The sequence below is a fragment of the Devosia sp. LC5 genome, assembly GCF_000735585.1.
Taxonomy (GTDB): Bacteria; Pseudomonadota; Alphaproteobacteria; order Rhizobiales; family Devosiaceae; genus Devosia.
Window position 1 is genome coordinate 81,713 of sequence record NZ_JNNO01000005.1, and the last position, 21,800, is coordinate 103,512.

Here is a 21,800-nt window from a genome sequence, read left to right on the forward strand (position 1 = left end):
GTCAATCGAGCTGGTGAGGTGGTTGCCCGAATTGCGCCGGGCGCCCCCTATTTCGTCTCGCTCAGGTCCGAACCGGCTTCGCGGGCGATGGCGTCCAGGGCGGCGTTGACCATGCCGGTAGCGTCGTCTTCGTAGAAGGCCTTCGCCACATCGATATATTCGGTGATCACGACGCGGGGCGGGATGTCCTTGCGGCGCAACAGCTCGAAGGCGGCAGCGCGCAGGATGGCGCGCAAGGTGGCGTCGACGCGTTCGACAGGCCAGCCATCGGCCAGGGCGCGATCGACGGCGGGGTCAATGGCGAGCTGATGCTTGGTGACGCCGGAGACGATCTGGCGGAAGAAATCAGCATCGGCGGGCAGATATTGCTCGCCTTCAATCTCGCGACCGAGGTGGAAGCTGCCGAACTGGGCGAGCGTGTCCTCGAGGGTCGCGCGGCCGACATCCATCTGGTAGAGCGCCTGGACGGCGGCAAGGCGGGCGGCGCCGCGCTGGTTGGCGGGGCGTTCGGATTGCGGGTCGCGTTTGGGAGCGTCGGCCATTTAAGCGTTCAGCCGAATCTTGAGGGCGGCCATGGCCAGAGCCGCGCGGGCGGCGCCACCGCCCTTGTCCTGCTCGGAGACACGGGCGCGGGCCCAGGCCTGAGCCTCGTTCTCAACTGTGAGGATACCATTGCCGAGCGGCAGGGCATCGACCACCGAAATCTCCATCAGCGCGCGGGCGCTTTCGTTGGAGACGATCTCGTAATGGGTGGTTTCGCCGCGGATGACGGTGCCCAGGGCGATAAAGCCGTCGTAATCACCGGCTTCCATGGCCATGGAAATGGCGGCGGGGATTTCAAGGGCGCCGGGGACGGTCACCACGTCGAAGGTGGCGCCGGCAGCTTCGAGCGCGGCGGAGGCGCCGGCCAGCAGCTCGTCGGCGAGTTCGGTGTAATATCGGGCCTCGACGATGAGGAAGTGCTGGCCATCGGCGGAGCCGGGCTCGATGAGGAAGTTGGCGCCGTGAGAGGCCATGGGGCAGTCCTTATTTGCGGAAGTCGCCGAGGGTTTCAAACAGGCGCGCGGCATAGCGCGCCATGGGGTCGACCTCGATATTGACGCTGTCGCCAACCCCATAATCGCCCCAGGAGGTAACTTCAACCGTATAGGGGATCAAATGGACCGAGAAGCGGTTGCCTTCGACATCATTGACGGTGAGGGAGGTGCCATTGAGGGCCACGCTGCCCTTTTTGGCGATGAAGGGAGCGACGGCGTCGGAGACGGCGAAAGTGTAGGTGATTTGCTCGCCAGTCTCTTTCTTATCGACGATCTCGGCCATGCCATCGATATGGCCGGAAACGATGTGACCGCCCAGTTCGTCGCCGATCTTCAGCGAGCGTTCAAGATTAATCCGGCGGCCGGCCTGCCACTTGCCGACCTGGGTGACGGCGAGGGTTTCGAGCGCTGCGAAGACTTCGAACCAGTTCTGGCCGCTGTCATTGCCCTTGTCGGTAACGGTGAGGCAGATGCCATCATTGGTGATGGAGGCGCCCATGTCGATGGTCGCCGGATCATAGGCCGTGCCGATGCGCAGCAGGCGGCCGTCATTGCGATCTTCGACCTTGAGCAATTTGCCGACGTCGGTGACGATACCGGTAAACATGGGCAATCCTATATGTGAGTTGGCAGCACCATATAGCGAGGCGAAGGCGCCTGCGACTACTGAGAAATGGTTGAACGCCGTTCGAAGATGGTGAGCAGATCGTCGCCCAGCTGTTGACGGTCGGTTTCGACGACACCCGCCGCTTCGAGCCGAGCGGCCAGCGGTTCGCCGGAGCTGGCGGGCAGACCGCCCTTGCCGATGGTCAGCGGGCTGGTCAAAAGCGCGAAACGGTCGATGAGGCCGGCGTCGAGCAGGGCCGCGGTGAGGCGGGCACCGGGTTCGACCAGCAGGTTCTGGATGCCTTTGCCCGCAAGAGCGGTGAGCGCCAGGGCAAGGTCGGGCCGGCCCTTTTTACCTTCGACGCGGATGATTTCGACCGAGGGCGGCGCGTCTACAGACGCGTCGGTTTCTGCAATGATTGCAAGGCGATGGGCGGAGAAGCGATCAACCAGATTCACCTTGCGGTCAATGCCCTTGGCGCCGGCCAGGATGACGCGAAGCGGGCCGCGGTTTTCGAGGCCGGGCAGGCGAACGGTGAGCTGGGGATCGTCAAGGCGGGCGGTGGAGGCGCCGATGAGAATGGCTTCGGACCGGGCGCGCTGCAGATGCGTCCAGTCGCGGGCGGCCCCGCCGGTGATGGCGACATTGCCCTGGCCCTTGCGGCCAATCATCCCATCGGCGGAGACAGCGAGCTTGACGGTGATGAAGGGGCGCCCTGCCCCGTGGCGCATGGCATGGCCGGCATGCAAGGCTCGGGAGGGCGCGTGATCGGCCAGGATGACTTCAATACCGGCCGATTCGAGGCGGCGAATGCTCTCGCCAGCGGTGCGCGGATCCGGATCGCCGGTGCCGATGACGACGCGCAGCACGCCGGAGCGGATCACGGCATCGACGCAAGGCGGGGTGCGGCCCCAATGGTGGCAGGGCTCGAGCGTGACATAGAGGGTGCGGCCCGAGGCCTCAAAGCCGGCGGCTTCGAGCGCCTGCGACTCGGCATGCGGGCGGCCGCCCTTGGCGGTCACGGCGCGGGAAATCAGCGTCTGGTTGACCGGATCGACGACCAAAGCGGCGACGGTGGGATTGTCGGCCGTGGTGCCGAGATAGGGCGACGCGTAGCGGACGGCGGCATCGAGCCAGCGGGTGTCCTCGGGGCTGGGCCCACTCAATCGTCCTGATCCTGCACAATGCCCTTGCCGGAGGCAAGTTCGGCGAGGAAGGAACGGAAATCGTCAGCGGCGGAGAAATTCTTGTAGACCGAGGCGAAGCGGACAAAGGCCACGTCATCGAGGCCCTTGAGGCCTTCCATGACATATTCGCCGATCTGGTCGGAAGTGACTTCGACTTCGCCCAGGCTTTCGAGCTGGCGCACAATGCCGGAAATCATGCGTTCGGTGCGGTCAGGATCGACCGAGCGCTTGCGCAGGGCGGTATAGACCGATCGCGAGAGCTTCTCGCGATCGAAGGGCACCTTGCGGCCCGATTTCTTGACTACGGTCAGATCGCGCAACTGCACCCGCTCGAAGGTGGTGAAGCGGCCGCCGCAGCCATTGCAGACGCGGCGGCGCCGAATGGCACCGGAATCCTCGGTGGGACGGCTGTCCTTGACCTGCGTATCGTCGTTCCCGCAATACGGACAGCGCATTCCTAGCCCTTTTAGTTCGCGTAGATCGGGAAGCGCGCGGTGAGCGCCTTGACCTTGTCGCGCACGGCGGCTTCGACCTGGGCATTGCCCTCGTCGGAATTGGCCTCGCGCAGACCATCGAGCACTTCAACGATCAGGCTGCCGATTTCCTGGAATTCGGCGACGCCGAAGCCGCGGGTGGTACCAGCCGGGGTGCCCAGACGGATGCCCGAGGTGACGAAGGGTTTTTCGGGATCGAAGGGAATGCCGTTTTTGTTGCAGGTGATGAAGGCGCGGCCAAGGCCCTGCTCGGCACGCTTCCCAGTGGCATTCTTCTTGCGCAGGTCAACCAGCATCAGATGGTTGTCGGTGCCGCCGGAGACGACATCGAGGCCATGCGACTTGAGCGTTTCGGCCAGAGCGCGGGCATTGTCGACAACCTGACGGGCGTAAGCCTTGAATTCGGGCTGCAGCGCTTCCTTGAAGGCGACGGCCTTGGCGGCGATCACGTGCATCAGGGGGCCGCCCTGGAGCCCCGGGAACACGGCCGAATTGATCTTTTTGGCGATATCCTCGTCGTTGGAGAGGATCATGCCGCCGCGCGGGCCACGCAGGGATTTATGCGTGGTGGTGGTGGTGACATGGGCGTGGGGCACGGGCGACGGATGCACGCCGCCGGCAACGAGGCCCGCGATGTGAGCCATGTCGACCATGAGATAGGCGCCAATGGAATCGGCGATCTGGCGGAAGCGAGCCCAATCCCAGACGCGGGAATAGGCGGTGCCGCCAGCCAGAATCAGCTTGGGCTTGTGCTCATGGGCGAGGCGTTCGACTTCATCCATATCGAGCAGGTGATCGTCGCGGCGCACGCCATAAGAGACGACGTTGAACCACTTGCCGGACATATTGACGGGCGAACCGTGCGTGAGGTGGCCGCCGGAATTGAGATCGAGGCCCATAAAGGTGTCGCCCGGCTGCAGCAGCGCGAGGAACACGGCCTGGTTCATCTGGGAGCCAGAATTGGGCTGCACATTGGCGAAATTGGCGCCGAAGAGTTGCTTCGCGCGCTCAATGGCCAGGGTTTCGGCCACGTCGACAAACTGGCAACCACCATAATAGCGCCTACCGGGGTAACCTTCCGCATACTTGTTGGTCATGATCGAGCCCTGGGCTTCGAGCACGGCGCGGGAGACGATGTTCTCGGACGCGATCAGCTCGATTTCGTGCTGTTGGCGACCAAGTTCGTCACTGATCGCACCAGCGATCTCAGGATCGATCTCGGCAAGATTGGCGGAAAAGAACTTCGGAAAGAGCGGAAGAGAGGTTGCAGCGCTCATGGGCTTAACTCCAGGGCGATCCCAACATGTGGTGTCGGAAGGATGGTACGGGCGCAGCCTCTAGCACGAACCGCAGCTTCAATCCATGCATTGCCACAGTAAATTCTCAATTGGCAGGCAACCGGGATATGCGCTTGCGCATTTGTGTTGCACTGGGCCGGAATTCCGGCTGGCGGGGTGGTTTTGGAGAATTCGAAATGACGACGAAATTTGGAAAACTTGCCGCAACGGTGATGGCCGGAGCCGTGATGATGACCGGCGCGGCGCCCGTATCCGCCCAGGACTGGTTTAGCAACCAACACAATGGCAATGGCAACGCATCACAACGTGATCGGGTGATCATGAGCTATTGCCAGCGCAATCCTCGCGACCGCGACTGCCGCGGATACTATGGCGGGGGGTGGAGGGACCGCGATTATGATACCTTCTATCGTAGCCGCCGCAATTCGCTGGATGGGATCGCAGCCGGCTTGTTCGGCTTCGGTTTCGGCGCCCTGCTGGGCGGCGCCATCGCCAACCAGAACAATAACAATTATGGCGGGCAGCCGGTTTATGGCGGCAGCTCGTACCAGGCGCATGTAAACGCCTGCTATTCGCGCTACCGCTCCTATGACGAAGAGACCGATACGTTCATGGGCTATGACGGCATCCGCCGCCGCTGCCAGCTGTAATTGAGTGAAGGCTAGAATAGCCGCTTTACTGGCGCCGGGGCCTCGGTTTGGAGCTTCCGGCGCAATTTGGCGAGGGCTAATTGCTGCATCTGATTGCGCGTAGCCGAGACCGGAGTGATGACCACGACTTCGGTGCCGCTGGCGCTGTCGATGGCGGCGACGCGCATCTGCTGGCCGAGCTGGACGAATTCAAACAGAACTTCACCTTGAGGCATGGGCGCGGTCCCGATTTGCCGCTGAGTTTGCCCGATTCCCGCCAAAACAAAAACGCCCTCCAGATTGGAGGGCGTTTTGTATTGCGGCGTGATACCAGACTTACGCCTCGAAGGTGACCTTGCCCTGGGCGTCAAACTGGTAGACGTCGTCGCGGAAGCTGACGGTACCCTGCTTATTGGCCCAGGCGGTAATGTAGGTGGTGTGTAGCGGCACGCGGGCCTTGCACTCGACGTCGAGGCGCTGCAGGGATTCAAAGGTCATATCGACCTTGTTCTGATCCCAATCGCCATTGTCGCGCAGTAGCCAGTTGACCAGTTGGTTGACGCCCTCGACGCGCACGCAGCCTGAAGAGTGGAAACGCGCGTTTTCACCGAACAGCGCCTTGCTCGGGGTGTCATGCAGGTAGCAATCATAGGGATTGTAGAAGTTGATCTTGCAATGGCCCATGGAGTTGGCCGCACCCGGCTCCTGGCGGTACATGTAATTGACCGCATTGCCGATATTGGTCCAATCGATGGTGGCAGGCGAGATCTCGTTGCCGCTGCCGTCGTAGATATGGATGTTCTGCTCGGCCAGGTAGTTCGGATTTTCCTGCATGTACTTGGTCAGGTCACGTTCGACCAGCGATTTGGGCACATGCCAATAGGGGTTGAAATTGATCTGGCTGACCTTGCTGGCCATGATCGGGGTGGCGCGATCGACGCGACCGACAACGGCGGTGTGGCGCTGCTCGACCATGCCACCGGCGACGGCTTCGATGGTGGCGGCCGGAATGTTGACCACGACATAGCGCTCGCTGAGGTTCGCCGCCATGGTCTGTACGCGCTGGGCGTTGAGATAAAGCTGGTTGAGGCGGGTCTGGGCCGGCACCGACAGCGCATACCAGGTGGCTTCATCGACCTGGCCGTTGACGACCAGACCATGGCGGGCCTGGAAGGCGCGGATGCCGGCATCGGCGGGGGCGTCAATCATGTCGCTGACGCTTTCGACCATGGCCATATCGCCCGAGGAAATCAGGCGGCGCTTGAGCGCGATGGCGGCCTTGCGCGATTCACCCAGCTTGAGACCATAGGCTTCCTGCGGGGTTTCTTCCCAGCCGCCGGCAGCGACGAAGGGCTCGTATTGGGAAATCGCCAGCTGCAGATTGTAGGCAGTGTCGTAGGACAGGATCGGCTCATTGGTGGCAATCAGCGCCTGGGCGGCGGCCGTATTGCCGTTCTGATCAACATTGCGCAGGACACGATCGCGGTCGAACATATCCCAGAAGGAATCCTGAGCCCGCACCACTGAAGGCATGGCCAGGGCGGCACCGCTCACAGCCATGGATTGAAGAAGAGAACGACGATTCAATCGCATCAAGTCACCCGAAATATTCAGCCCGCCGCAGCAAAGCGGCTTTTACCATCGCGTCCCGCCCGTCACAACGCAGTCAAGCGAGTGTGAACCTTTGGACTTCGTATACCAAGAATAGGCGGGAAATGGTTTCAAACCACGTAACAATGGCAGATGATGGTCATTTGCGGCTGAAATAAGAAACGCCAGCGCTGAGGCTGGCGTTTGCTTTCGGGTGTGGCAGGAGGGCAACAACAACCGCCCTGCCCCGGGACCAATCGGGATTCACCTGATGCTGGCCTGAGATGAATCTCGATTGCTCCTTTCAGATCAGAGCTTGTAGAGAATCTGATCAACCCAGAAGCGCTCGAGGCGGGCCAGCGCCTTGTTGAGGCCGTCGAATTCGTCGTCGCCCAGGCCGCCGACCTTGTCGATCGACTTGAGGTGACGGTCATAAAGCTCGTCGATGACCTCGGCCACTTCCTCGCCCTTGGGGGTCAGCTTGATGCGGACCGAACGGCGATCGGAACGGGAGCGTTCCTGGAAGATATAGCCGGTTTCGACCAGCTTCTTGAGATTGTACGAGACGTTGGAGCCCAGATAATAGCCCCGCGACCGCAGCTCGCCAGCTGTCAGCTCAGCGTCGCCGATATTGAACATCAGCAATGCCTGAACGGGGTTGATGTCATCCCAGCCCATGCGGTCGAACTCATCCTTGATGAGATCGAGCAGGCGGCGGTGCAGACGTTCGACGCGCGAAACGGCTTCGAGATAAAGCGGCTTCAGGCTCTGGGGACGGTCCGGGGACATAGCCTCGGCTGCGTTGGATTTGATCGCCATTTGTGCCTCACTGTTCATCAGTCCGTGCGATTTTTCGCATCTCATGAGGCCAAACTACGGCGCCCCGACTAAGATCACCCTAAGCCACACGCTTAAAACTATCTTACTGGAATACAATGAGAATTTGGCTTAATTCTTCGTATCACCTGGTGATAAAATTGTAACCTTACCGAGGTGTGACGGGCGCGGATGACCTCGACCACCCACGCCCGCACCAGCTAGGCCGGATTGAAGAACGGCCGGGCGAAAGCGAGCTTGAGCAGCAGCATGCCGGCTACGGCAACAGCCTGCCCCAGCAGGAGAAACAGCCCCAATTGCCCCATTTGCCCGGCGTGGATCGCAGCAAGTGCAACGCTGCCGGCGACCCATAGCGCATCGCCCGTGACATGGGTGGCGAGGATAGCCGGGGTCAGGCGCGGGACGCGGGCCGTCATCAAATTGAAGGCAGCCCAGGGGAGCAGGATGACGCCCAGGACGATGAGAAGCGCCGGGGGCAAGGTCCAGCCCAGGAGGGTGGTCAAGGCTGGGGCAGCAACAATCAGGATCGCTCCGAGGACAAGGCAGGCGGCGGTGTCGGCGAGGTAGACCAGCCGGGGATGAAGGTTAAGAGCAGGCATTGGATGTCTCCGTGTCGGTGTGTTCGATGGACATGAGACTGGTGGAAGGACGTAATGCTCTCAATTACCTCCAAGGTAATGGAATTGCGGCGCTATCCTGGGCGATAAGAAGAGGACAGGAGAGTACAGCATGATCGGGCAGATGTTGCGGGAATGGCGGGGCTTGCGCGGCATGAGCCAGATGGAGCTGGCGCTGACGGCTGCTGTGTCCTCGCGCCATATCTCGTTTCTGGAATCGGAACGTGCCAAGCCGAGCGCGGAAATGGTGTTGCGGCTGGCGGAGGCGCTGGCCATGCCGCTGCGGGAACGCAATGCGCTATTGGTCGCCGCCGGCTTTGCGCCGCAATATGGCGAGAGCGACTGGCAGGGCGAGCAGATGGCCGAGGTGCGGCAGGCGGCGGGGATGATTCTTGCGGCGCATGCGCCCAATCCGGCGCTGGTGCTGGATGCAGCCTTCACTGTTCTGGATGCCAATGCGGCGGGGCTGGCGCTGACGGGTGGCGAGCGAGATGCTTTGGGCCGGGTCAACCTGGTGGATCTGGTGTTCAGCCCCGGGCCGCTGCGCGAAAGCATCGTCAATTGGCAGGAAGTGGCTGGCTATCTGATGCATCGGATGCGCGAAGGTGTGCGCTTGCGCGGGCCGCAATCTGCCATGGCTAAGGTGTTGCGGCGGGCGCGGCAGCAGCCGGGCGTGGAGAGCCTCGTGCAAGTGCATGGCGGGATGGGAACGGTGTTGCTGCCGGTGGTGGTCGATGTGGGTGGGAACACGACGCGGTGGTTTACAACCGTCACCACCTTTGGCGCGCCCCAGGATGCCTTGGCTGAGGAAATCACCATTGAGCAATTCCATCCGGCCTGACGCTTAGCCCCTGCGCTCAGTTGAGTTCTTCGGCGAGGCCTATGAGGAGGCCTTCGGGCCCGCGAATGTAGCAGAGGCGATACACGTTCTCGTACTGGACGACTTCGCCGACGAGCTGCGCGCCGCGATTGCGGAGCCTTTCGAGTGTCTCGTCGATATCGTCCACGGTGAACATGGCGCGGAGATATCCTAGGGAATTGACCGGGGCGGTGCGGTGGTCGGCGATGACAGCCGGCCTGATGAAGCGCGACAATTCGAGCCGGCTATGGCCGTCCGACGTGCGCATCATGGCGACTTCGACTTGCTGATCGCCCAGACCAGTGACACGTCCGGCCCATTCGCCTTCAATCGTGCCACGCCCTTCAAGCTCCAGGCCGAGCTCGCGGAAGAATTCAACAATTGCTTCGAGGTCTTCGACGACGATACCTACATTGTCCATCCGCTTGAGCGCCATATGCCAATCTCCAGGCGGTTGATCGAGGGCTAGTCGGTGGCGCGGGCACGGCGCATGCGTAGCCGTAGGAAGAAAATGATGAGGATGGAAGCCACCAGGACCAGCCGGACGGCGAAGCCGAAGGCGGTCATCTGCACTTCGGTGCGACCCGCCAGATAGAGGGCGAGTTCGACGCCGGTGGCGCCGGCGAGCAGGACGGCACCCCAGCTGGCTTTGATCCAGAGGCCGACCGCCGCGAAGAGGCGCGCAAGGCAGAAGATGGCGAGATAGATGAAGCCCGCTGTGCCCAAGGTGGTCAGGGGACTGGTAGCGCCCGTATTGACACCAAGCAGGCGCGCCGCGTCGTTAAGCCCGAGCAGCAGGCTGATTATGGCGACGATGCGGATGTAGATGCCAATGGCGGGGGCGTTGAAATCCATGGCGGGTTTCTACCCCTTGAAGCCAGATGCGACAAGCCGGAGCTTGGAGCGGCCCCCTGCCTTTGATACATGGAGCCCAACCAAGGAGCAGACGATGGCCGAGCACTGGAACAAGCACGACATGGACTTCCTGGGCGGCCGCCGGTTGCGACGCAGCCGCCGGACCGAATGGAGCCGATCCATGGTGCGCGAGACCGTGCTGACCCCAGCCGATCTGATCTGGCCGCTGTTTGTCATTGAAGGGCAGAACGAAAAGACACAGATCAAGTCCATGCCGGGCGTGGAACGGCTGAGCGTCGATCTCTGTGTTGAGGCGGCGCGGGCGGCGCGTGACGCGGGAATTCCGGCGCTGGCGCTGTTTCCCAATACGCCGGACCATTTGCGCAGCGAGAATGCGGCGGAAGCCTATAATCCGGACAATCTGATGTGCCGGGCGCTGAGCGCCATCAAGAGTGCCGTACCCGATATAGGGCTGATCGCCGACGTGGCGCTGGACGAATATTCGAGCGACGGCCAGGACGGGCTGGTGCGCGACGGGGAAATCCTCAACGACGAGACCATCGCGGTGATGGTGCGCTCGGCCATCGTGCAGGCCAAGGCGGGCGCGGACATTATTGCACCCTCGGATATGATGGATGGGCGCGTGGGCGCGATCCGCGAAGTGCTGGATGGCGAGGGGTTCGACCAGGTCCAGATCATGTCCTATGCGGCCAAATATGCGTCGTGCTTTTACGGGCCATTCCGCGAGGCGGTGGGTTCGGGCAGCCGGTTGCGCGGCGACAAGCGGACCTATCAGATGGATTTCGCAAATTCCGACGAGGCGCTGCGGGAAATCGCCGCGGATATAGAGGAAGGCGCTGACAGCATCATGGTCAAGCCGGGCCTGCCCTATCTCGATATCGTGCGGCGGGCCAAGGACAATTTCAATGTGCCGATCTACGCCTATCAGGTGAGCGGGGAATACGCGATGATCGAGTTCGCCGCTGCGGCAGGTGCGCTGGACCGGACGCGGGCTATTCTTGAGAGCCTGCATGCGTTCAAGCGGGCGGGGGCCAACGGGGTTCTCACCTATTTTGCGCTGGAGGTGGCGCGGGAATTGGGGCGTTGACCTCCCGGGCACATTTTAGTGCCTTGGCCTCTTGCAGAGAGGCAAGGTCATGACAATGTTTGCGGCATGAGCCAGACACAGACTGCCCGCCCCCTGTTGCCCGACCCGGAAACCGCGCCCGAGCTGTTTGACGGGGTATTGACGCGCCGTGTTCTGGCGTTTGGCATCGATCTTGCGATCATGGGCATGCTGATGCTGATGTTTGGCCTGATCGGTTTGGTGGCCGGGTTCCTGACCTTCGGGCTGGCCTGGTTGGCGCTGGTGTTTCTCGTGCCGGCGACTGTGCTGTTCTACTACGGCGTGACGCTGGGCTCGCACAGCCGGGCGACGCTGGGCATGCGTATGATGGACCTGGTGCTCACCCCGACGCGCGGGCAGCCGCTCGATGGATGGATGGCAATCATCCATGCGGGCGTGTTCTGGATCACGGTATGGATTTCACTCCCGGTTTCGCTGCTGTTCGCGCTGTTCACACCGCGCCGGCAGATGATTCACGACCTGATCGTGGGCACGCTGATGGTACGCCGCTCGCCGATGGCCCGCCATTGGGCGGCCTATAACCGCCGGAGCCAAGGGGCGTACTGAGGCGTTGCTTGAGGTAAGGCGGAGGTTTACACTCTGCTGATTGCACTCAAGGGTCATGGATGACCGACCACACGCCTGAAACCACCCAGTTGTTTTTGACAGCCGCCATGCCGTGCCCCTATCTGCCGGGCAAGCAGGAGCGCAAGCTGTTCACGCACCTGACCGGGCGGCGGGCTTCGGCACTGCATCATCTGCTCAGCGAAAACGGCTTCCGGCGCAGCCAGAACCTGATTTACCGGCCTGCTTGCGAGGGCTGCAATGCGTGTCAGTCAGTACGGATCGTAGCGGGGGAATTCGAAGCGTCGTCGCGCTTCCGCCGGGTATTACGCAACAATGACGACATTGCCATAGATGTGCGGCCGACCACCGCGACCAGCGAACAATATGACCTGTTCAAGCGCTACCTTGAGTCGCGCCATGCCGGTGGCGGTATGAACCAGATGAGTTTCATCGACTATGAATATATGGTCGAGGATACGCCGGTGCAGTCCGTGCTGGTCGAATATAGGCTGCGCGACCATCCAGACCAGCCATTGATTGCGGTGGCACTGACCGATGTGATGCCCGACGGGCTATCCATGGTCTATAGTTTCTACGACCCCGACCTGGCGCATCGCAGCCTTGGGACATTCCTCATTCTCGACCATATCGCACAGGTCCGCTCGGCAGGACTGAGTTATGTCTATCTAGGCTATTGGGTGAAAGATTCCCCCAAAATGGCCTACAAGGCGCAATACCGGCCGCTCGAAGTGCAGCGCGGGACGCTGGGCTGGTGCCCGCTCGAGTAGTTTGACCAGCGCCTTGTTTGGGCCATAAGGCTGAGCGAGACGGCAGGATTGCCGTTGCTTGCTACCGGATCGTTCATGTCATTGCTATTTTTCCTGGTCCGGCTGGGCTTGGTGCTGGGTGCTCTGGGCGCCGCCACGTGGTCGATATTGGCGGTGTTCGGCTTTGCCGTGCCTATGCTCGATCTGCTCAATCATGCGCAAATCCTGTTATTACCGGCAACGCTGATCGGGCTGTTCCTCGTGACCGTTTTGCCGCGCCGAAACTGGCGCAAAGCGGCGATGATCTACGCGTTTTTGGGTGTGGCTGCTTCGGCCAATGTCATGGTGCCCGAATTCATCGCCTCGACCCAGGCGCGGCCGGCCGCACCGGCAACGGGCGTGGTGCGGATGATGACGCACAATCTGTTCGGCATGAATTACGCGATGGACAAGGTGACCGCGGCAATTTTCGCCGAGGATCCGGACATTATCGTGCTGCAGGAATATTTCGGCGAGCAGGCGCGCGAGTTGCATCCGCTGCTGACCGAGCGCTATCCTTATTATGTGCGTTGCCGGGGCGGGAAACGCGCCAATCTGGGGCTCTATTCGCGTATTCCGTTCGAGCAGGTGGAGGACGGGGCCTGCCCGGACAATGCCTATGTGACCGAGCGGACGGCGCATATCCTGGCTAAATTCCACACATCGGATGGCAAAGCCTTCTCGGTGATCACCACGCATATGGACTGGCCACTGCCGGTGCAGCGGCAGCAGGATCAGCTTGATAGGCTATCGGGTGTGCTGGTCGGGATTGATGGGCCGATGATCCTCGCGGGAGATTTCAACTCGACGCCGTGGTCCTATGCGCTGCGCAATTTCGTCAATTGGAACGGTCTGGTGCGGCAGACGGTGAACCTGCTGACCTATCCAAAGCGCTGGTTTTACCTGGGGGCGTGGCGGGACACGATACCGTTCCTGCCGCTGGACCATGTGATGACGCGGGGCGGCATCGTCGTGCACGAGCTGCATGCCGGGCGGCCGACAGCGAGCGATCATTTGCCGGTGGTGTTCAGTTTTTCGGTGGAGTGAGGTTGAGGTCTTCGGCCTGCAGGTCGAAGACAATGAGCCCGTCGCGACCGCCTTCGAGCGCGGCGACAAGGCGCGCGCCGGCAGCCTGGTGGGCGGGATCGACGAGATAGCGATCGCGGGCGGCCTCATCGACAAGGTCCATGATGAAGCCATCCTTGAAGCCTTGGGCGAGGCCTTCAGGGGAAATGTTGGGTCCGAAATCGGCGGAGATCAGCCCTTCGATTTGCCCGACCAGCGCGGCAAGGCCGGCATAGATTTCGGCGCGCTCATCGCCCGAGACGCCCGAGCGGAACTTGACGAAAACGCAGTGGCGGATCATCCGACAAACCTGTTGTTGCGCGGGAAACCGTTGGGGGGCTGGCGGCCGGCGGAGGCGCGGTCGCCGAGCCAGTCGGTGAGCTCTTCGGTGGGCTTGGTGAAGGTGCGGCCCGAACTGTCGGTCCAGGTGAGGCCGTCGGCGGCGTAGAAGGCCTTGAGGTCGGAAATACCGCCATCCCTGTAGCGCTGCAGGCGCACGCCCTTGCCGCGGCCCATTTCGGCCAATTGCGACGCGGGGAAGACCAAGAGCTTACGGTTCTGTCCGATGACGGCGACGCGGTCGCCCAGCATGGGCACGAGCAGGCGGGCCTCGTCGGGCGTGGTGACATTGAGGATCTGCTTGCCCTTGCGGGTATTGGCGATCATGTCGTCTTCGGCGACGATGAACCCGTAACCGGCAGATGACGCGATGATGCGCTTCTGGCCGGGGCGATAGACGAAGAGGCTGACAATGTCCTGTCCCTCTTCCATATCGACCATGATGCGCACCGGCTCGCCCTGGCCACGGCCGCCAGGGAGCTTGTCGCCACCCAGCGTGTAGACCTTGCCGCCGGTGGTGAGCATGAGCAGCTTGTCGGTGGTTTCGGCCTTGATCGCCAGCTTGAGGCGGTCGCCGGTCTTGAAACCCTTTTCGTCGATCTCGTCAGAATGGCCCTTGAGGGCACGAATCCAGCCTTTTTCCGACAGGATGACGGTGATCGGCTCGCGCTCGATAAAGGCGGTGGTGATTTCGGCGTGGTCAGCATCGGGTGCCAGGCTGAACAGCGAGCGGCGGGCGCCAAGATGGTGCAGCGTGGTGCCATCGGCCTCGTATAGCGGATAGGCCTTTTTAAGGGCCTCGACCTGCTTGGCGATTTCGCCCCATTGACGTTTGTCGGAACCCAGCAGGGTTTCGAGCCGCCCCTTTTCCTCGGTGAGCTTGGTATGCTCCTCGCGCAGTTCCATTTCCTCGAGCTTGCGCAAAGACCGCAGCCGCATGTTGAGGATGGCTTCGGCCTGATTGTCAGTGAGCGAGAAGGCCGCGATCAGCGACGCTTTGGCGTCGTCTTCCTCGCGGATGATGCGGATGACCTCATCGAGATTGAGATAGGCAATGATGTAGCCTTCGAGCACTTCGAGGCGGCTGGCGATCTGCTCCAGCCGGTGCTGGCTGCGGCGAACCAGCACAATCTTGCGGTGATCGAGCCACGCCTTGAGCGCGTCGGCAAGACTCATGACGCGCGGCAGCGTTCCCTTGTCGAGCACGTTCAGGTTAAGCGGGAAGCGCAATTCGAGATCGGAGAGCTTGAACAGCTGCTCCATCAGGATGACCGGATCGACCGTGCCGGCGCGCGGTTCGAGGACAAGACGGATATCGTCGGCACTTTCGTCGCGCACGTCCTTGAGCAAAGGCAGGCGCTTGGCGAGCAGCAATTCGGCGATCTTTTCAACCAGCCGGGATTTCTGCACGCCATAGGGAATCTGGGTGACGACGATCTGATAGACGCCCCTGCCCTTTTCCTCTTTTTCCCAGACGGCACGCACGCGGAAGGAACCGCGGCCGGTCTCGTAGGCATTGACGATGGCAGCGCGGCTTTCGACCAGATGCCCGCCGGTGGGGAAATCGGGGCCGCGCACGAGATCGTCGCTGGAGGGGGGCGCGCTCAGATCCTGATGGATCAATTCGTCGGTGGTGGCGGCCGGATTGTAGATGATCTTGAGGGCGGCGTTGCACAGCTCAAGCACGTTATGCGGCGGCACCGAGGTCGCCATGCCAACGGCAATGCCCATGGAGCCATTGGCCAGAAGGTTGGGGAAATTGGACGGCAGAACGGCCGGCTCTTCGTCTTCCCCGTCATAGGTCGGTTTGAAATCGATGGCATTTTCGGTGATGCCTTCGAGCAGGCGCGTGGCCACGTCGGTCATGCGGGATTCGGTGTATCGCATCGCCGCGGCGCTATCACCGTCGATATTGCCGAAATTGCCCTGGCCATCGACCAGCGGGTAGCGCATGGCAAAGTCCTGCGCCAGGCGCACCAGGGCGTCATAGATCGACTGATCGCCATGCGGGTGGAATTTACCGATCACGTCACCGACGATACGCGCGGATTTCTTGTAGCCCTGATTGGGATCGAGCTTGAGCAGGCGCATGGCATGGATGATGCGGCGGTGGACGGGTTTTAGGCCGTCGCGGGCATCGGGCAGCGCGCGCTGCGTGATGGTCGAGAGCGCATAGGACAGATACCGCTCTTCGAGCGCCTGCCGCAGATCGACGATGCGCTGATCGTCGGCGGGAGGGAGGGTATCAGCGTCGGACATCGGCACAGTTTCCAGGGGAACGAATCAGGAAATCACTATACCGGCTGAGGCTAGAAAGCGCAGCGATTGGGGCTGAAACACGCGGTTTTACACGAGATTTGCCGACAATCAGCCGGCTTTGCCGCCGCCGCTCCGCGCGACCATGCCGAGGATGGTTTGGAAGAGTTCGTCCCGCGCCTGATCTGCTGTTATGTCGCCCATTGCTGCGGCGTCGGACAGAGCCTCGGCGGCGCCGAGCATGGCCCAGAGGCTGGGCGTTGCAATGGCATTGGGGGCCGCAAAGGGCGCGAGAATCCGGCGGCATTTTTCGATGAATATTGTCTGGTAGTCGCGCTTGAGTTTTACGAGTTCGGGCGAGCCGGCCAACGCCGCGATGACGCCGGGGATTTCGCGGCCCTGTAGCAGGACGCATTCGACATAAGAGGCGGCGATGACCGATGCTCGGCCCAGTAATGTGGACTCGCTGGAGGCAATGGCGGCATCCATGAGCTGGGTCTGGCGGCTGTCGAAATCCTGGTACAGCGCCGCAAGCAGGGCCGGCCTCGTGGGGAAATGGTCATAGACCACCGGCTTGCTGACGTCGGACTGTTCTGCCAGCCGGCCCAGTGTCAGGGCTTCCGTGCCCTCCTCGCTGATGGTCCGCCAGGCGGTGCTCAGCAATTGCTGGTGGCGCGCTTCGCGCGAGAGGCGTTGCCGGGGCCGTGTCGAGTCCATCGGAGCATTGCTGGCGTCGGTTGACATCGTTATATACCAAAAGTAACTTACTAAAAGTATATAGCCTGTTTTGGCTGGCAGCAAGGAGTTCATTCATGCACGCGCTTATCGTTCTCGCCCATCCCGATCCCAAATCGCTGACGCATGCCGTGGCAGCGCAGATTGCCGACGGTGTGCAGGGGAATGGAAGGAACAGTTTTGAAATTGCCGATTTAGCGGCAGAGGGGTTCGACCCCAGATTCACCAAGAATGACATTGCAGTTCATCTGAGGGAGGCGGAGCCGGCGAGCGGTATCGTGGCCGAGCAAGCGCGGATTGGGCGGGCGGACACGCTAGTGCTGGTCTATCCGGTCTATTGGTGGTCAATGCCCGGGTTACTGAAAGGCTGGATTGACCGGGTGTTCACCAACGGCTGGGCCTATTCCGAGGGGGCGGATGGCAGGCTGGTGAAGAAGCTGGACCACCTGCCGGTGCATTTGGTGGCGTTGGGTGGCGCTGACCTGCGGACCTATGCGCGGCACGGCTATTTTGGCGCAATGAAGACGCAGATCGATCATGGGATTTTTGGCTATTGCGGCGCTCCGGTGGTGACCTCGGAACTCCTCGTGCCCCCGGCTTCGGACAGTCATTTTGAAACTGCGCGGCGGATCGGCGGCGGCCTGTTCGCGGCAGCGCTGAGTGCAGACGCTGCCTAGACATCGTGGTCGCGCGACAGCATGCCGATAAGGATATCGCGGGTGGGCGATGGGGTCAGTTCGCGCGGCCCCCAGACGTGGTCTTGCAGGAAATGACCGGTGAGGCGGAAGGCGGCAGCGATGTCGGATGGGGCGGCGTTGCCGCGGCCCGCGAGGAAGGATGGGAGCGGCAGCAGGCGATCGAGATAGGGCTGGGCGGCGGCGCGGGAGACGGCGCGGCCGGACTTGGGCGAGACGTGGGTGAGATCGCCTGATGTGCCGGTGACGGCGCAGGTGGTGAGATCGAGGCCGTAGCCGAGGTCGTCGAGAATGGCGAGCTCGAAGCGGGCGAGTGCGGCGCCGTCGGGGGCGTGATCGAGCAGGTTTAGGGCCATGCCGAGGAGGCGATCATGCGGGTCGCGTTCGGGCAAGAGGCGCAAGTGATCGCAGATCAGCTGGCTGGTGTAGAGGCGGGTGCGGTCATCGATGAGCTGGGCGGCGCGGGCTTGCAGCAATTCGACGGTGAACTGGCCGAGCTGGTCTTCCAGCCGCGCCCGCCAGGTGAGCTGGATGGTGTTGCCGGGTTGGAGAACGGCCGAGAGGCGTCGGCTACGGCCGCCGCGCACCAGGCCCATATGCCGGCCGCGACCGGCCACCATGGCTTCGGCAATGACGCTGCTCTCGCCGTGGCGGCGCACACCGATCAGCAGGGCTTCGCCGGTCCATTCCATCTCAGTCCTGATCCGCCTCTTCCGGGTTCGTGCCGTCTTCGAGGCGATTGCGCAGGGTTTCGAGCACTTCGGCGGCGATGGCGATTTTGCTTGCGTCGAGGCCGGCCGCGAGGACATCGACCCAAGGGCGTTGCAGCTTGTGGGCGGCTGACATGACCTCCTGCCCGCGGGACGTCAGGTGGACCAGTTTGGCGCGGCGGTGATGGGGATTGTCTTCGAAGGCGACGAAATCCTCGTCGGCCAATTCGTTGACGATGCGCTGCACGCCCTGGCGGGCGAGGCCCATGTCGCGGGCAAGATGAGCCACGGGCTGGGGCGTGCTGGCCATGACGACGGCACCAAGCACCTGCCAGCGAGCGCTGGTGAGACCAAGCGGCGCGATGAGTTGATCCCCGGCGGCGATCAGCCGGCCATTGGCGCGGAAGATATCGAGGAACAGCGCGCTCAGGGCCATGGATGCCGCTTGATCGTCAGACTTCATGTTGACAACATATAACCAATATGACAATGCATTGTCAATTCAGCCGGGTATGGCTGAATCAATCGGGGCGAACATTCCGCCCCCGCATGGAGGCGGCTATGAACGCACATACACAATTACAGCATGGTTCGGTTTATCGCATCGACAAGTTCGCAGTGCCGGAGGCGGCGCGGGAAGAATTCCTGGCGCAAGTCAATGAAACCAAGGTGTTTCTCGATACACAGGCCGGGTGCCTGCAGAATCTGGTGCTGGAAGTGCAATCCGGGTCGGATCGCTTCAACTTCCTGACCGTGGTGGAATGGGACAGCGCAGCGGCATTCGAGAGAGCCAAGGCGGCGATGGGCGAGGTGCGGCGCGTCAGCGGGTTTGATCCGCAGGCGTTTCTTGGGCGGTTGGGGATTGAGGCGGATATGGCCAATTATGGGGTGATTGGTTAGATCGCGCCACGGCCTCGTGGTTCGACAAGCTCACCATGAGGTCTGCTTAGCCCACTCGTAGCAAACAGAGGTCCCCGCTTTCGCGGGGATGACATTGTGGGTGGTGGGAGAGGGGAAGAAGGGCGGTTAGCCCTTGCCGTGGGGATATTCGAGGCCCATTTCGCGGTAGCGTTCGGGGTCGTCGCCCCATTTTTCGCGGACTTTGACGAAAAGGAAGAGGTGGATTGGCACCTCGTACATTTCCATCAGTTCCTTGCGGGCTTCCTGGCCGATGGTTTTGATGGTCTGGCCGCCGGCGCCGAGTACGATCTTTTTGTGGCTGTCGCGGGTGACGTAGACGACCTGGTCGATTTTGTAGGAGCCGTCCTTCTGGATCTTGAAGCTCTCGGTTTCGACCGTGCAATTGTAGGGAATCTCGTCATGGACGCGCAGGAACAGCTTTTCGCGCGTGATCTCGGCGGCGGTGATGGCCATGGTGAGATCGGTCAGGTGATCCTCGGGGAAGTGCCACGGACCGGGCGGGATGTGCTTGATGCACCAATCCATGAAATCCTGCACGCCATAACCCTTGAGGGCCGAGATCATGAAGGTGGCCTCAAAGCGCAGCTTGTCGTTGAGGGTCTGCGACAGGGCCAGCAGGGCCTCGTTCTTGATGGTGTCGATCTTGTTCAGAATCAGGATTTTGGGATGGTTGATATTGGCCAGCCCCTCCAGCAGTGATTCAAGATCGGGGGTTATCCCCCTTTCGGCATCAATCAAAAAGGCGACGAGATCGGCATCCCCTGCCCCGCCCCAGGCGCTGTCGACCATGGCGCGATCGAGCCGGCGCTTAGGCGCGAAAATGCCGGGCGTGTCGATGAAGACGAGCTGGGCCTTGTCGAGCGTCACCACGCCTCGGACCTGGGACCGCGTGGTCTGGGCCTTGTGGGTGACGATGGACACCTTGGTGCCGACCAGGGCATTGAGCAGGGTCGACTTGCCGGCATTGGGGGCGCCGACCAGGGCGATGAAGCCGCAGGAAGTGTCGGTGAGTTCTGGGAGTGTGGTCATGCGGGCTCCTTCCAGACTTTCTGGTGGATAAGGAACAGCTCGGCGGCCTTGTGTTCGGCGATCTTCTTTGAAGGGCCGGTGGCGCTCAGCGTTTCGAAATCACCCAGAGAGACGGAGATGGTGAATTGGGGGGCGTGGTCGGGACCGGTGCGTTCGGTCTGGATATAGGTGGGGGGCTCGAGGCCACGGGCCTGGGCCCATTCCTGCAGCGTGGTTTTGGCGTCGGCCTTGTTGGCGGAACCATCGGCCAGGAATTCCTCGAACATGCGCTCGACGAATTCATAGGCCTTGTCCAACCCGCCATCGCAATAGATGGCGCCGATGACGGCTTCGGTGACGTCGCCAAGGATGGCGTCCTTTTCGGCACCGCCCGTGCGCGCTTCGCTATCACCAAGGTTCATTTCGCTGCCTAGGTCGAGCTGGCGGGCGATGATGGCGCAGGTTTCCTTGCGCACCAGGGTATTGAGCGTGCGGCTCAGCTCGCCTTCATTGGCCTTGGGATAGCGGCGGTAGAGCATATCGGCGACGACGAGGCCAAGGACGCGGTCGCCCAGGAACTCGAGGCGCTGATAGGAGCGCTCGATACGTTTGGCGGGTGAGACGGCGCTGGAATGGGTGAGTGCGCGATTGAGCAAGTCCGGATCGGCAAAGCGGTAGCCTAGCCGGAACTGGAGCTTGTCGTGATTACGCGCAGCTCGACTCACGGGGTGGCCGTGGTGTCGTAGGGCTGGTCGCTGGAGACGGGCTGGAACATCCGGTCCCAGCGCACATTGGCCGGCCACTGCCAGATCTGCCAGGGCGGCAGATTGTCCTTGATGGAGAAGAAGCGGGCCTCGGCCTTGGCGATCAGATTGACGGCGGGGACATAGCCGACCTGGCTCAGCACGCGGCTATCGGCGGAACGGTCGCGATTGTCGCCCATCATGAAGTAATGGCCGGCGGGAACAACATATTCCTGGGTGTTGTCGAGCGAGGCGTTGTCGGAGATTTCCTGGATAATGTGGGTCGTGCCCTCAGGGAAAGTCTCGCGGTAAACCGTGACTTCGCGGGTATCGCCTTCGCTATCGGTATCCTGCGCCTTACCGAGTTCTTCGCGCTCGATCATGGCACCATTGATGTAAAGGCGGCCTTCGCGCATCTGGATGCGATCGCCCGGCAGGCCGACAACACGTTTGATATATTCGATATTCTGCGGAACCGGGCGGAACACTGCAACGTCGCCACGGTTGGGCTCGCGGCCGAAAATGCGATTGGAGATAGGCAGCTCGAAATCGAGCAGGCTGAAATCGCCATAGCGGCCGAGCGAGAAGGAATGCTTGCCATAGCCCCAGACGAATTTGTTGGCGACGAAGTAATCGCCGATCATCAGCGTCTGCTGCATGGAAGCCGTGGGGATGGAGAACGGCTGGTAGAGGAAGGAGCGCAGCACGATGGCGATCAGCAGCGCCTCGACGACGACCACGATGGTTTCCCACCACTCGCTGGCGGCGGACTTCTTGGCGGTTTTGTCGGCGGGCTGGCTCATGAATATCCCCGGGGGA

28 protein-coding genes are annotated in these 21,800 nt (G+C 61.8%); 8 read left to right on the forward strand and 20 right to left on the reverse strand.

From position 1 onward, the window contains the following. Positions 1-47: 47 nt before the first annotated feature. The 6 genes from nusB to glyA are packed head-to-tail and all read right to left on the reverse strand — an operon-like array spanning position 48 to position 4,602. Positions 48-542: a transcription antitermination factor NusB gene (gene nusB / locus FF80_RS03900; protein ID WP_035097691.1), complete on the reverse strand. Its 495-nt coding sequence runs from the start codon at positions 540-542 to the stop codon at positions 48-50. After that, positions 543-1,016, reverse strand: coding sequence for a 6,7-dimethyl-8-ribityllumazine synthase (locus FF80_RS03905; protein WP_052153147.1), 474 nt, complete (start codon positions 1,014-1,016; stop codon positions 543-545). A gap of 10 nt (positions 1,017-1,026) precedes the next feature. Continuing rightward, complete coding sequence (locus FF80_RS03910; protein WP_035097693.1) at positions 1,027-1,644, reverse strand: riboflavin synthase; 618 nt, start codon at positions 1,642-1,644, stop codon at positions 1,027-1,029. Positions 1,645-1,700: 56 nt separating this feature from the next. Continuing rightward, the gene (gene ribD / locus FF80_RS03915) at positions 1,701-2,810 is read right to left on the reverse strand and encodes a bifunctional diaminohydroxyphosphoribosylaminopyrimidine deaminase/5-amino-6-(5-phosphoribosylamino)uracil reductase RibD (protein WP_035097695.1); all 1,110 of its coding nucleotides are present in this window, start codon (positions 2,808-2,810) and stop codon (positions 1,701-1,703) included. Then, entirely contained in the window at positions 2,807-3,286 is a 480-nt protein-coding gene (nrdR, locus tag FF80_RS03920) for a transcriptional regulator NrdR (protein ID WP_035097697.1), read from the reverse strand. Before nrdR ends, ribD begins: the two co-directional genes overlap by 4 nt. An 11-nt stretch (positions 3,287-3,297) precedes the next feature. Continuing rightward, on the reverse strand, positions 3,298-4,602 hold the full coding sequence (gene glyA, locus FF80_RS03925) for a serine hydroxymethyltransferase (RefSeq protein ID WP_035097700.1): 1,305 nt from the start codon (positions 4,600-4,602) through the stop codon (positions 3,298-3,300). A 197-nt stretch (positions 4,603-4,799) separates the two neighbouring features. Between glyA and FF80_RS20815 the strand changes: the two genes are divergently transcribed. Continuing rightward, a complete protein-coding gene (locus FF80_RS20815) occupies positions 4,800-5,273 on the forward strand; it encodes a BA14K family protein (protein WP_152558253.1) in 474 nt (157 codons plus the stop codon). Between the two features lie 11 nt (positions 5,274-5,284). Here the strand turns inward: FF80_RS20815 and FF80_RS03935 are convergent, their stop codons facing one another. The 4 genes from FF80_RS03935 to FF80_RS03950 form a co-directional block, all read right to left on the reverse strand. Further along, complete coding sequence (locus FF80_RS03935) at positions 5,285-5,488, reverse strand: hypothetical protein (protein WP_052153149.1); 204 nt, start codon at positions 5,486-5,488, stop codon at positions 5,285-5,287. A gap of 100 nt (positions 5,489-5,588) precedes the next feature. Continuing rightward, positions 5,589-6,746: a L,D-transpeptidase family protein gene (locus FF80_RS03940; protein WP_160172787.1), complete on the reverse strand. Its 1,158-nt coding sequence runs from the start codon at positions 6,744-6,746 to the stop codon at positions 5,589-5,591. 405 nt (positions 6,747-7,151) lie between these two features. After that, complete coding sequence (locus FF80_RS03945; protein WP_035097704.1) at positions 7,152-7,661, reverse strand: MarR family winged helix-turn-helix transcriptional regulator; 510 nt, start codon at positions 7,659-7,661, stop codon at positions 7,152-7,154. A 218-nt stretch (positions 7,662-7,879) separates the two neighbouring features. After that, positions 7,880-8,278 (reverse strand): hypothetical protein, encoded by a 399-nt coding sequence (locus tag FF80_RS03950; RefSeq protein ID WP_035097706.1) that lies wholly within the window; start codon positions 8,276-8,278, stop codon positions 7,880-7,882. Positions 8,279-8,408: 130 nt separating this feature from the next. Here FF80_RS03950 and FF80_RS03955 point away from each other — a divergent pair, with 130 nt between their 5' ends. After that, positions 8,409-9,137 (forward strand): helix-turn-helix transcriptional regulator, encoded by a 729-nt coding sequence (locus FF80_RS03955; RefSeq protein ID WP_035097708.1) that lies wholly within the window; start codon positions 8,409-8,411, stop codon positions 9,135-9,137. A gap of 16 nt (positions 9,138-9,153) precedes the next feature. Here FF80_RS03955 and FF80_RS03960 read toward each other — a convergent pair whose 3' ends face one another. Beyond that, positions 9,154-9,591 (reverse strand): VOC family protein, encoded by a 438-nt coding sequence (locus FF80_RS03960; protein ID WP_035097710.1) that lies wholly within the window; start codon positions 9,589-9,591, stop codon positions 9,154-9,156. A 29-nt stretch (positions 9,592-9,620) separates the two neighbouring features. Beyond that, positions 9,621-10,010, reverse strand: coding sequence for a hypothetical protein (locus FF80_RS03965; RefSeq protein ID WP_035097712.1), 390 nt, complete (start codon positions 10,008-10,010; stop codon positions 9,621-9,623). Positions 10,011-10,104: 94 nt separating this feature from the next. On the opposite strand from FF80_RS03965, the gene hemB reads away from it, so the two are divergent. The 4 genes from hemB to FF80_RS03985 all read left to right on the forward strand — a co-directional run bounded on the left by hemB (position 10,105) and on the right by FF80_RS03985 (position 13,556). Then, positions 10,105-11,118, forward strand: coding sequence for a porphobilinogen synthase (hemB, locus tag FF80_RS03970; protein ID WP_200877156.1), 1,014 nt, complete (start codon positions 10,105-10,107; stop codon positions 11,116-11,118). Between the two features lie 66 nt (positions 11,119-11,184). Beyond that, positions 11,185-11,703 (forward strand): RDD family protein, encoded by a 519-nt coding sequence (locus tag FF80_RS03975; protein WP_052153151.1) that lies wholly within the window; start codon positions 11,185-11,187, stop codon positions 11,701-11,703. Between the two features lie 59 nt (positions 11,704-11,762). Then, positions 11,763-12,491, forward strand: a complete 729-nt coding sequence (locus tag FF80_RS03980) for an arginyltransferase (RefSeq protein WP_035097714.1) — start codon at positions 11,763-11,765, stop codon at positions 12,489-12,491. Between the two features lie 75 nt (positions 12,492-12,566). After that, positions 12,567-13,556, forward strand: coding sequence for an endonuclease/exonuclease/phosphatase family protein (locus FF80_RS03985; RefSeq protein ID WP_035097716.1), 990 nt, complete (start codon positions 12,567-12,569; stop codon positions 13,554-13,556). On the opposite strand, the gene FF80_RS03990 is transcribed toward FF80_RS03985, so the two are convergent. The 3 genes from FF80_RS03990 to FF80_RS04000 form a co-directional block, all read right to left on the reverse strand. Further along, entirely contained in the window at positions 13,537-13,875 is a 339-nt protein-coding gene (locus tag FF80_RS03990; RefSeq protein WP_035097718.1) for a Dabb family protein, read from the reverse strand. The genes FF80_RS03985 and FF80_RS03990 overlap by 20 nt on opposite strands. Further along, positions 13,872-16,172 (reverse strand): DNA topoisomerase IV subunit A, encoded by a 2,301-nt coding sequence (gene parC, locus FF80_RS03995; RefSeq protein ID WP_035097720.1) that lies wholly within the window; start codon positions 16,170-16,172, stop codon positions 13,872-13,874. The genes FF80_RS03990 and parC overlap by 4 nt, the downstream gene beginning before the upstream one ends. Positions 16,173-16,280: 108 nt before the next feature. Then, positions 16,281-16,913 (reverse strand): TetR/AcrR family transcriptional regulator, encoded by a 633-nt coding sequence (locus tag FF80_RS04000; protein WP_035097722.1) that lies wholly within the window; start codon positions 16,911-16,913, stop codon positions 16,281-16,283. A 68-nt stretch (positions 16,914-16,981) separates the two neighbouring features. Between FF80_RS04000 and FF80_RS04005 the strand changes: the two genes are divergently transcribed. Next, positions 16,982-17,581, forward strand: coding sequence for an NAD(P)H-dependent oxidoreductase (locus tag FF80_RS04005; protein ID WP_035097723.1), 600 nt, complete (start codon positions 16,982-16,984; stop codon positions 17,579-17,581). Here the strand turns inward: FF80_RS04005 and recO are convergent. After that, positions 17,578-18,291, reverse strand: a complete 714-nt coding sequence (recO, locus tag FF80_RS04010; protein ID WP_052153152.1) for a DNA repair protein RecO — start codon at positions 18,289-18,291, stop codon at positions 17,578-17,580. The two genes, FF80_RS04005 and recO, sit on opposite strands and share 4 nt — an antisense overlap. A gap of 1 nt (position 18,292) precedes the next feature. After that, positions 18,293-18,772, reverse strand: coding sequence for a MarR family winged helix-turn-helix transcriptional regulator (locus FF80_RS04015; protein WP_035097725.1), 480 nt, complete (start codon positions 18,770-18,772; stop codon positions 18,293-18,295). Positions 18,773-18,870: 98 nt separating this feature from the next. Here FF80_RS04015 and FF80_RS04020 point away from each other — a divergent pair, with 98 nt between their 5' ends. Beyond that, positions 18,871-19,209 carry an antibiotic biosynthesis monooxygenase gene (locus tag FF80_RS04020; protein WP_035097727.1) on the forward strand — a complete coding sequence of 113 codons (339 nt, stop codon included), beginning with the start codon at positions 18,871-18,873 and terminating at the stop codon, positions 19,207-19,209. A 126-nt stretch (positions 19,210-19,335) separates the two neighbouring features. Here the strand turns inward: FF80_RS04020 and era are convergent, their stop codons facing one another. Genes era through lepB form a run of 3 tightly spaced genes read right to left on the reverse strand, consistent with a single transcriptional unit; the run spans position 19,336 to position 21,784 of the window. After that, positions 19,336-20,259 (reverse strand): GTPase Era, encoded by a 924-nt coding sequence (gene era, locus FF80_RS04025; RefSeq protein ID WP_035097729.1) that lies wholly within the window; start codon positions 20,257-20,259, stop codon positions 19,336-19,338. Next, positions 20,256-20,963 carry a ribonuclease III gene (gene rnc / locus FF80_RS04030; RefSeq protein WP_035097731.1) on the reverse strand — a complete coding sequence of 236 codons (708 nt, stop codon included), beginning with the start codon at positions 20,961-20,963 and terminating at the stop codon, positions 20,256-20,258. Before rnc ends, era begins: the two co-directional genes overlap by 4 nt. Further along, positions 20,960-21,784, reverse strand: a complete 825-nt coding sequence (gene lepB / locus FF80_RS04035) for a signal peptidase I (RefSeq protein ID WP_052153153.1) — start codon at positions 21,782-21,784, stop codon at positions 20,960-20,962. The genes rnc and lepB overlap by 4 nt, the downstream gene beginning before the upstream one ends. Between the last annotated feature and the right edge of the window lie 16 nt (positions 21,785-21,800).

Excerpts from the sequence above, each read along its gene's own strand:
- nusB (WP_035097691.1), bottom strand. The coding sequence starts at position 542 with ATGGCCGACGCTCCCAAACGCGACCCGCAATCCGAACGCCCCGCCAAC.
- FF80_RS03905 (WP_052153147.1), bottom strand. The coding sequence starts at position 1,016 with ATGGCCTCTCACGGCGCCAACTTCCTCATCGAGCCCGGCTCCGCCGAT.
- FF80_RS03910 (WP_035097693.1), bottom strand. The coding sequence starts at position 1,644 with ATGTTTACCGGTATCGTCACCGACGTCGGCAAATTGCTCAAGGTCGAA.
- nrdR (WP_035097697.1), bottom strand. The coding sequence starts at position 3,286 with ATGCGCTGTCCGTATTGCGGGAACGACGATACGCAGGTCAAGGACAGC.
- glyA (WP_035097700.1), bottom strand. The coding sequence starts at position 4,602 with ATGAGCGCTGCAACCTCTCTTCCGCTCTTTCCGAAGTTCTTTTCCGCC.
- FF80_RS20815 (WP_152558253.1), top strand. The coding sequence starts at position 4,800 with ATGACGACGAAATTTGGAAAACTTGCCGCAACGGTGATGGCCGGAGCC.
- FF80_RS03935 (WP_052153149.1), bottom strand. The coding sequence starts at position 5,488 with ATGCCTCAAGGTGAAGTTCTGTTTGAATTCGTCCAGCTCGGCCAGCAG.
- FF80_RS03940 (WP_160172787.1), bottom strand. The coding sequence starts at position 6,746 with ATGTTCGACCGCGATCGTGTCCTGCGCAATGTTGATCAGAACGGCAAT.
- FF80_RS03945 (WP_035097704.1), bottom strand. The coding sequence starts at position 7,661 with ATGGCGATCAAATCCAACGCAGCCGAGGCTATGTCCCCGGACCGTCCC.
- FF80_RS03950 (WP_035097706.1), bottom strand. The coding sequence starts at position 8,278 with ATGCCTGCTCTTAACCTTCATCCCCGGCTGGTCTACCTCGCCGACACC.
- FF80_RS03955 (WP_035097708.1), top strand. The coding sequence starts at position 8,409 with ATGATCGGGCAGATGTTGCGGGAATGGCGGGGCTTGCGCGGCATGAGC.
- FF80_RS03960 (WP_035097710.1), bottom strand. The coding sequence starts at position 9,591 with ATGGCGCTCAAGCGGATGGACAATGTAGGTATCGTCGTCGAAGACCTC.
- FF80_RS03965 (WP_035097712.1), bottom strand. The coding sequence starts at position 10,010 with ATGGATTTCAACGCCCCCGCCATTGGCATCTACATCCGCATCGTCGCC.
- hemB (WP_200877156.1), top strand. The coding sequence starts at position 10,105 with ATGGCCGAGCACTGGAACAAGCACGACATGGACTTCCTGGGCGGCCGC.
- FF80_RS03975 (WP_052153151.1), top strand. The coding sequence starts at position 11,185 with ATGAGCCAGACACAGACTGCCCGCCCCCTGTTGCCCGACCCGGAAACC.
- FF80_RS03980 (WP_035097714.1), top strand. The coding sequence starts at position 11,763 with ATGACCGACCACACGCCTGAAACCACCCAGTTGTTTTTGACAGCCGCC.
- FF80_RS03985 (WP_035097716.1), top strand. The coding sequence starts at position 12,567 with ATGTCATTGCTATTTTTCCTGGTCCGGCTGGGCTTGGTGCTGGGTGCT.
- FF80_RS03990 (WP_035097718.1), bottom strand. The coding sequence starts at position 13,875 with ATGATCCGCCACTGCGTTTTCGTCAAGTTCCGCTCGGGCGTCTCGGGC.
- parC (WP_035097720.1), bottom strand. The coding sequence starts at position 16,172 with ATGTCCGACGCTGATACCCTCCCTCCCGCCGACGATCAGCGCATCGTC.
- FF80_RS04000 (WP_035097722.1), bottom strand. The coding sequence starts at position 16,913 with ATGTCAACCGACGCCAGCAATGCTCCGATGGACTCGACACGGCCCCGG.
- FF80_RS04005 (WP_035097723.1), top strand. The coding sequence starts at position 16,982 with ATGCACGCGCTTATCGTTCTCGCCCATCCCGATCCCAAATCGCTGACG.
- recO (WP_052153152.1), bottom strand. The coding sequence starts at position 18,291 with ATGGAATGGACCGGCGAAGCCCTGCTGATCGGTGTGCGCCGCCACGGC.
- FF80_RS04015 (WP_035097725.1), bottom strand. The coding sequence starts at position 18,772 with ATGAAGTCTGACGATCAAGCGGCATCCATGGCCCTGAGCGCGCTGTTC.
- FF80_RS04020 (WP_035097727.1), top strand. The coding sequence starts at position 18,871 with ATGAACGCACATACACAATTACAGCATGGTTCGGTTTATCGCATCGAC.
- era (WP_035097729.1), bottom strand. The coding sequence starts at position 20,259 with ATGACCACACTCCCAGAACTCACCGACACTTCCTGCGGCTTCATCGCC.
- lepB (WP_052153153.1), bottom strand. The coding sequence starts at position 21,784 with ATGAGCCAGCCCGCCGACAAAACCGCCAAGAAGTCCGCCGCCAGCGAG.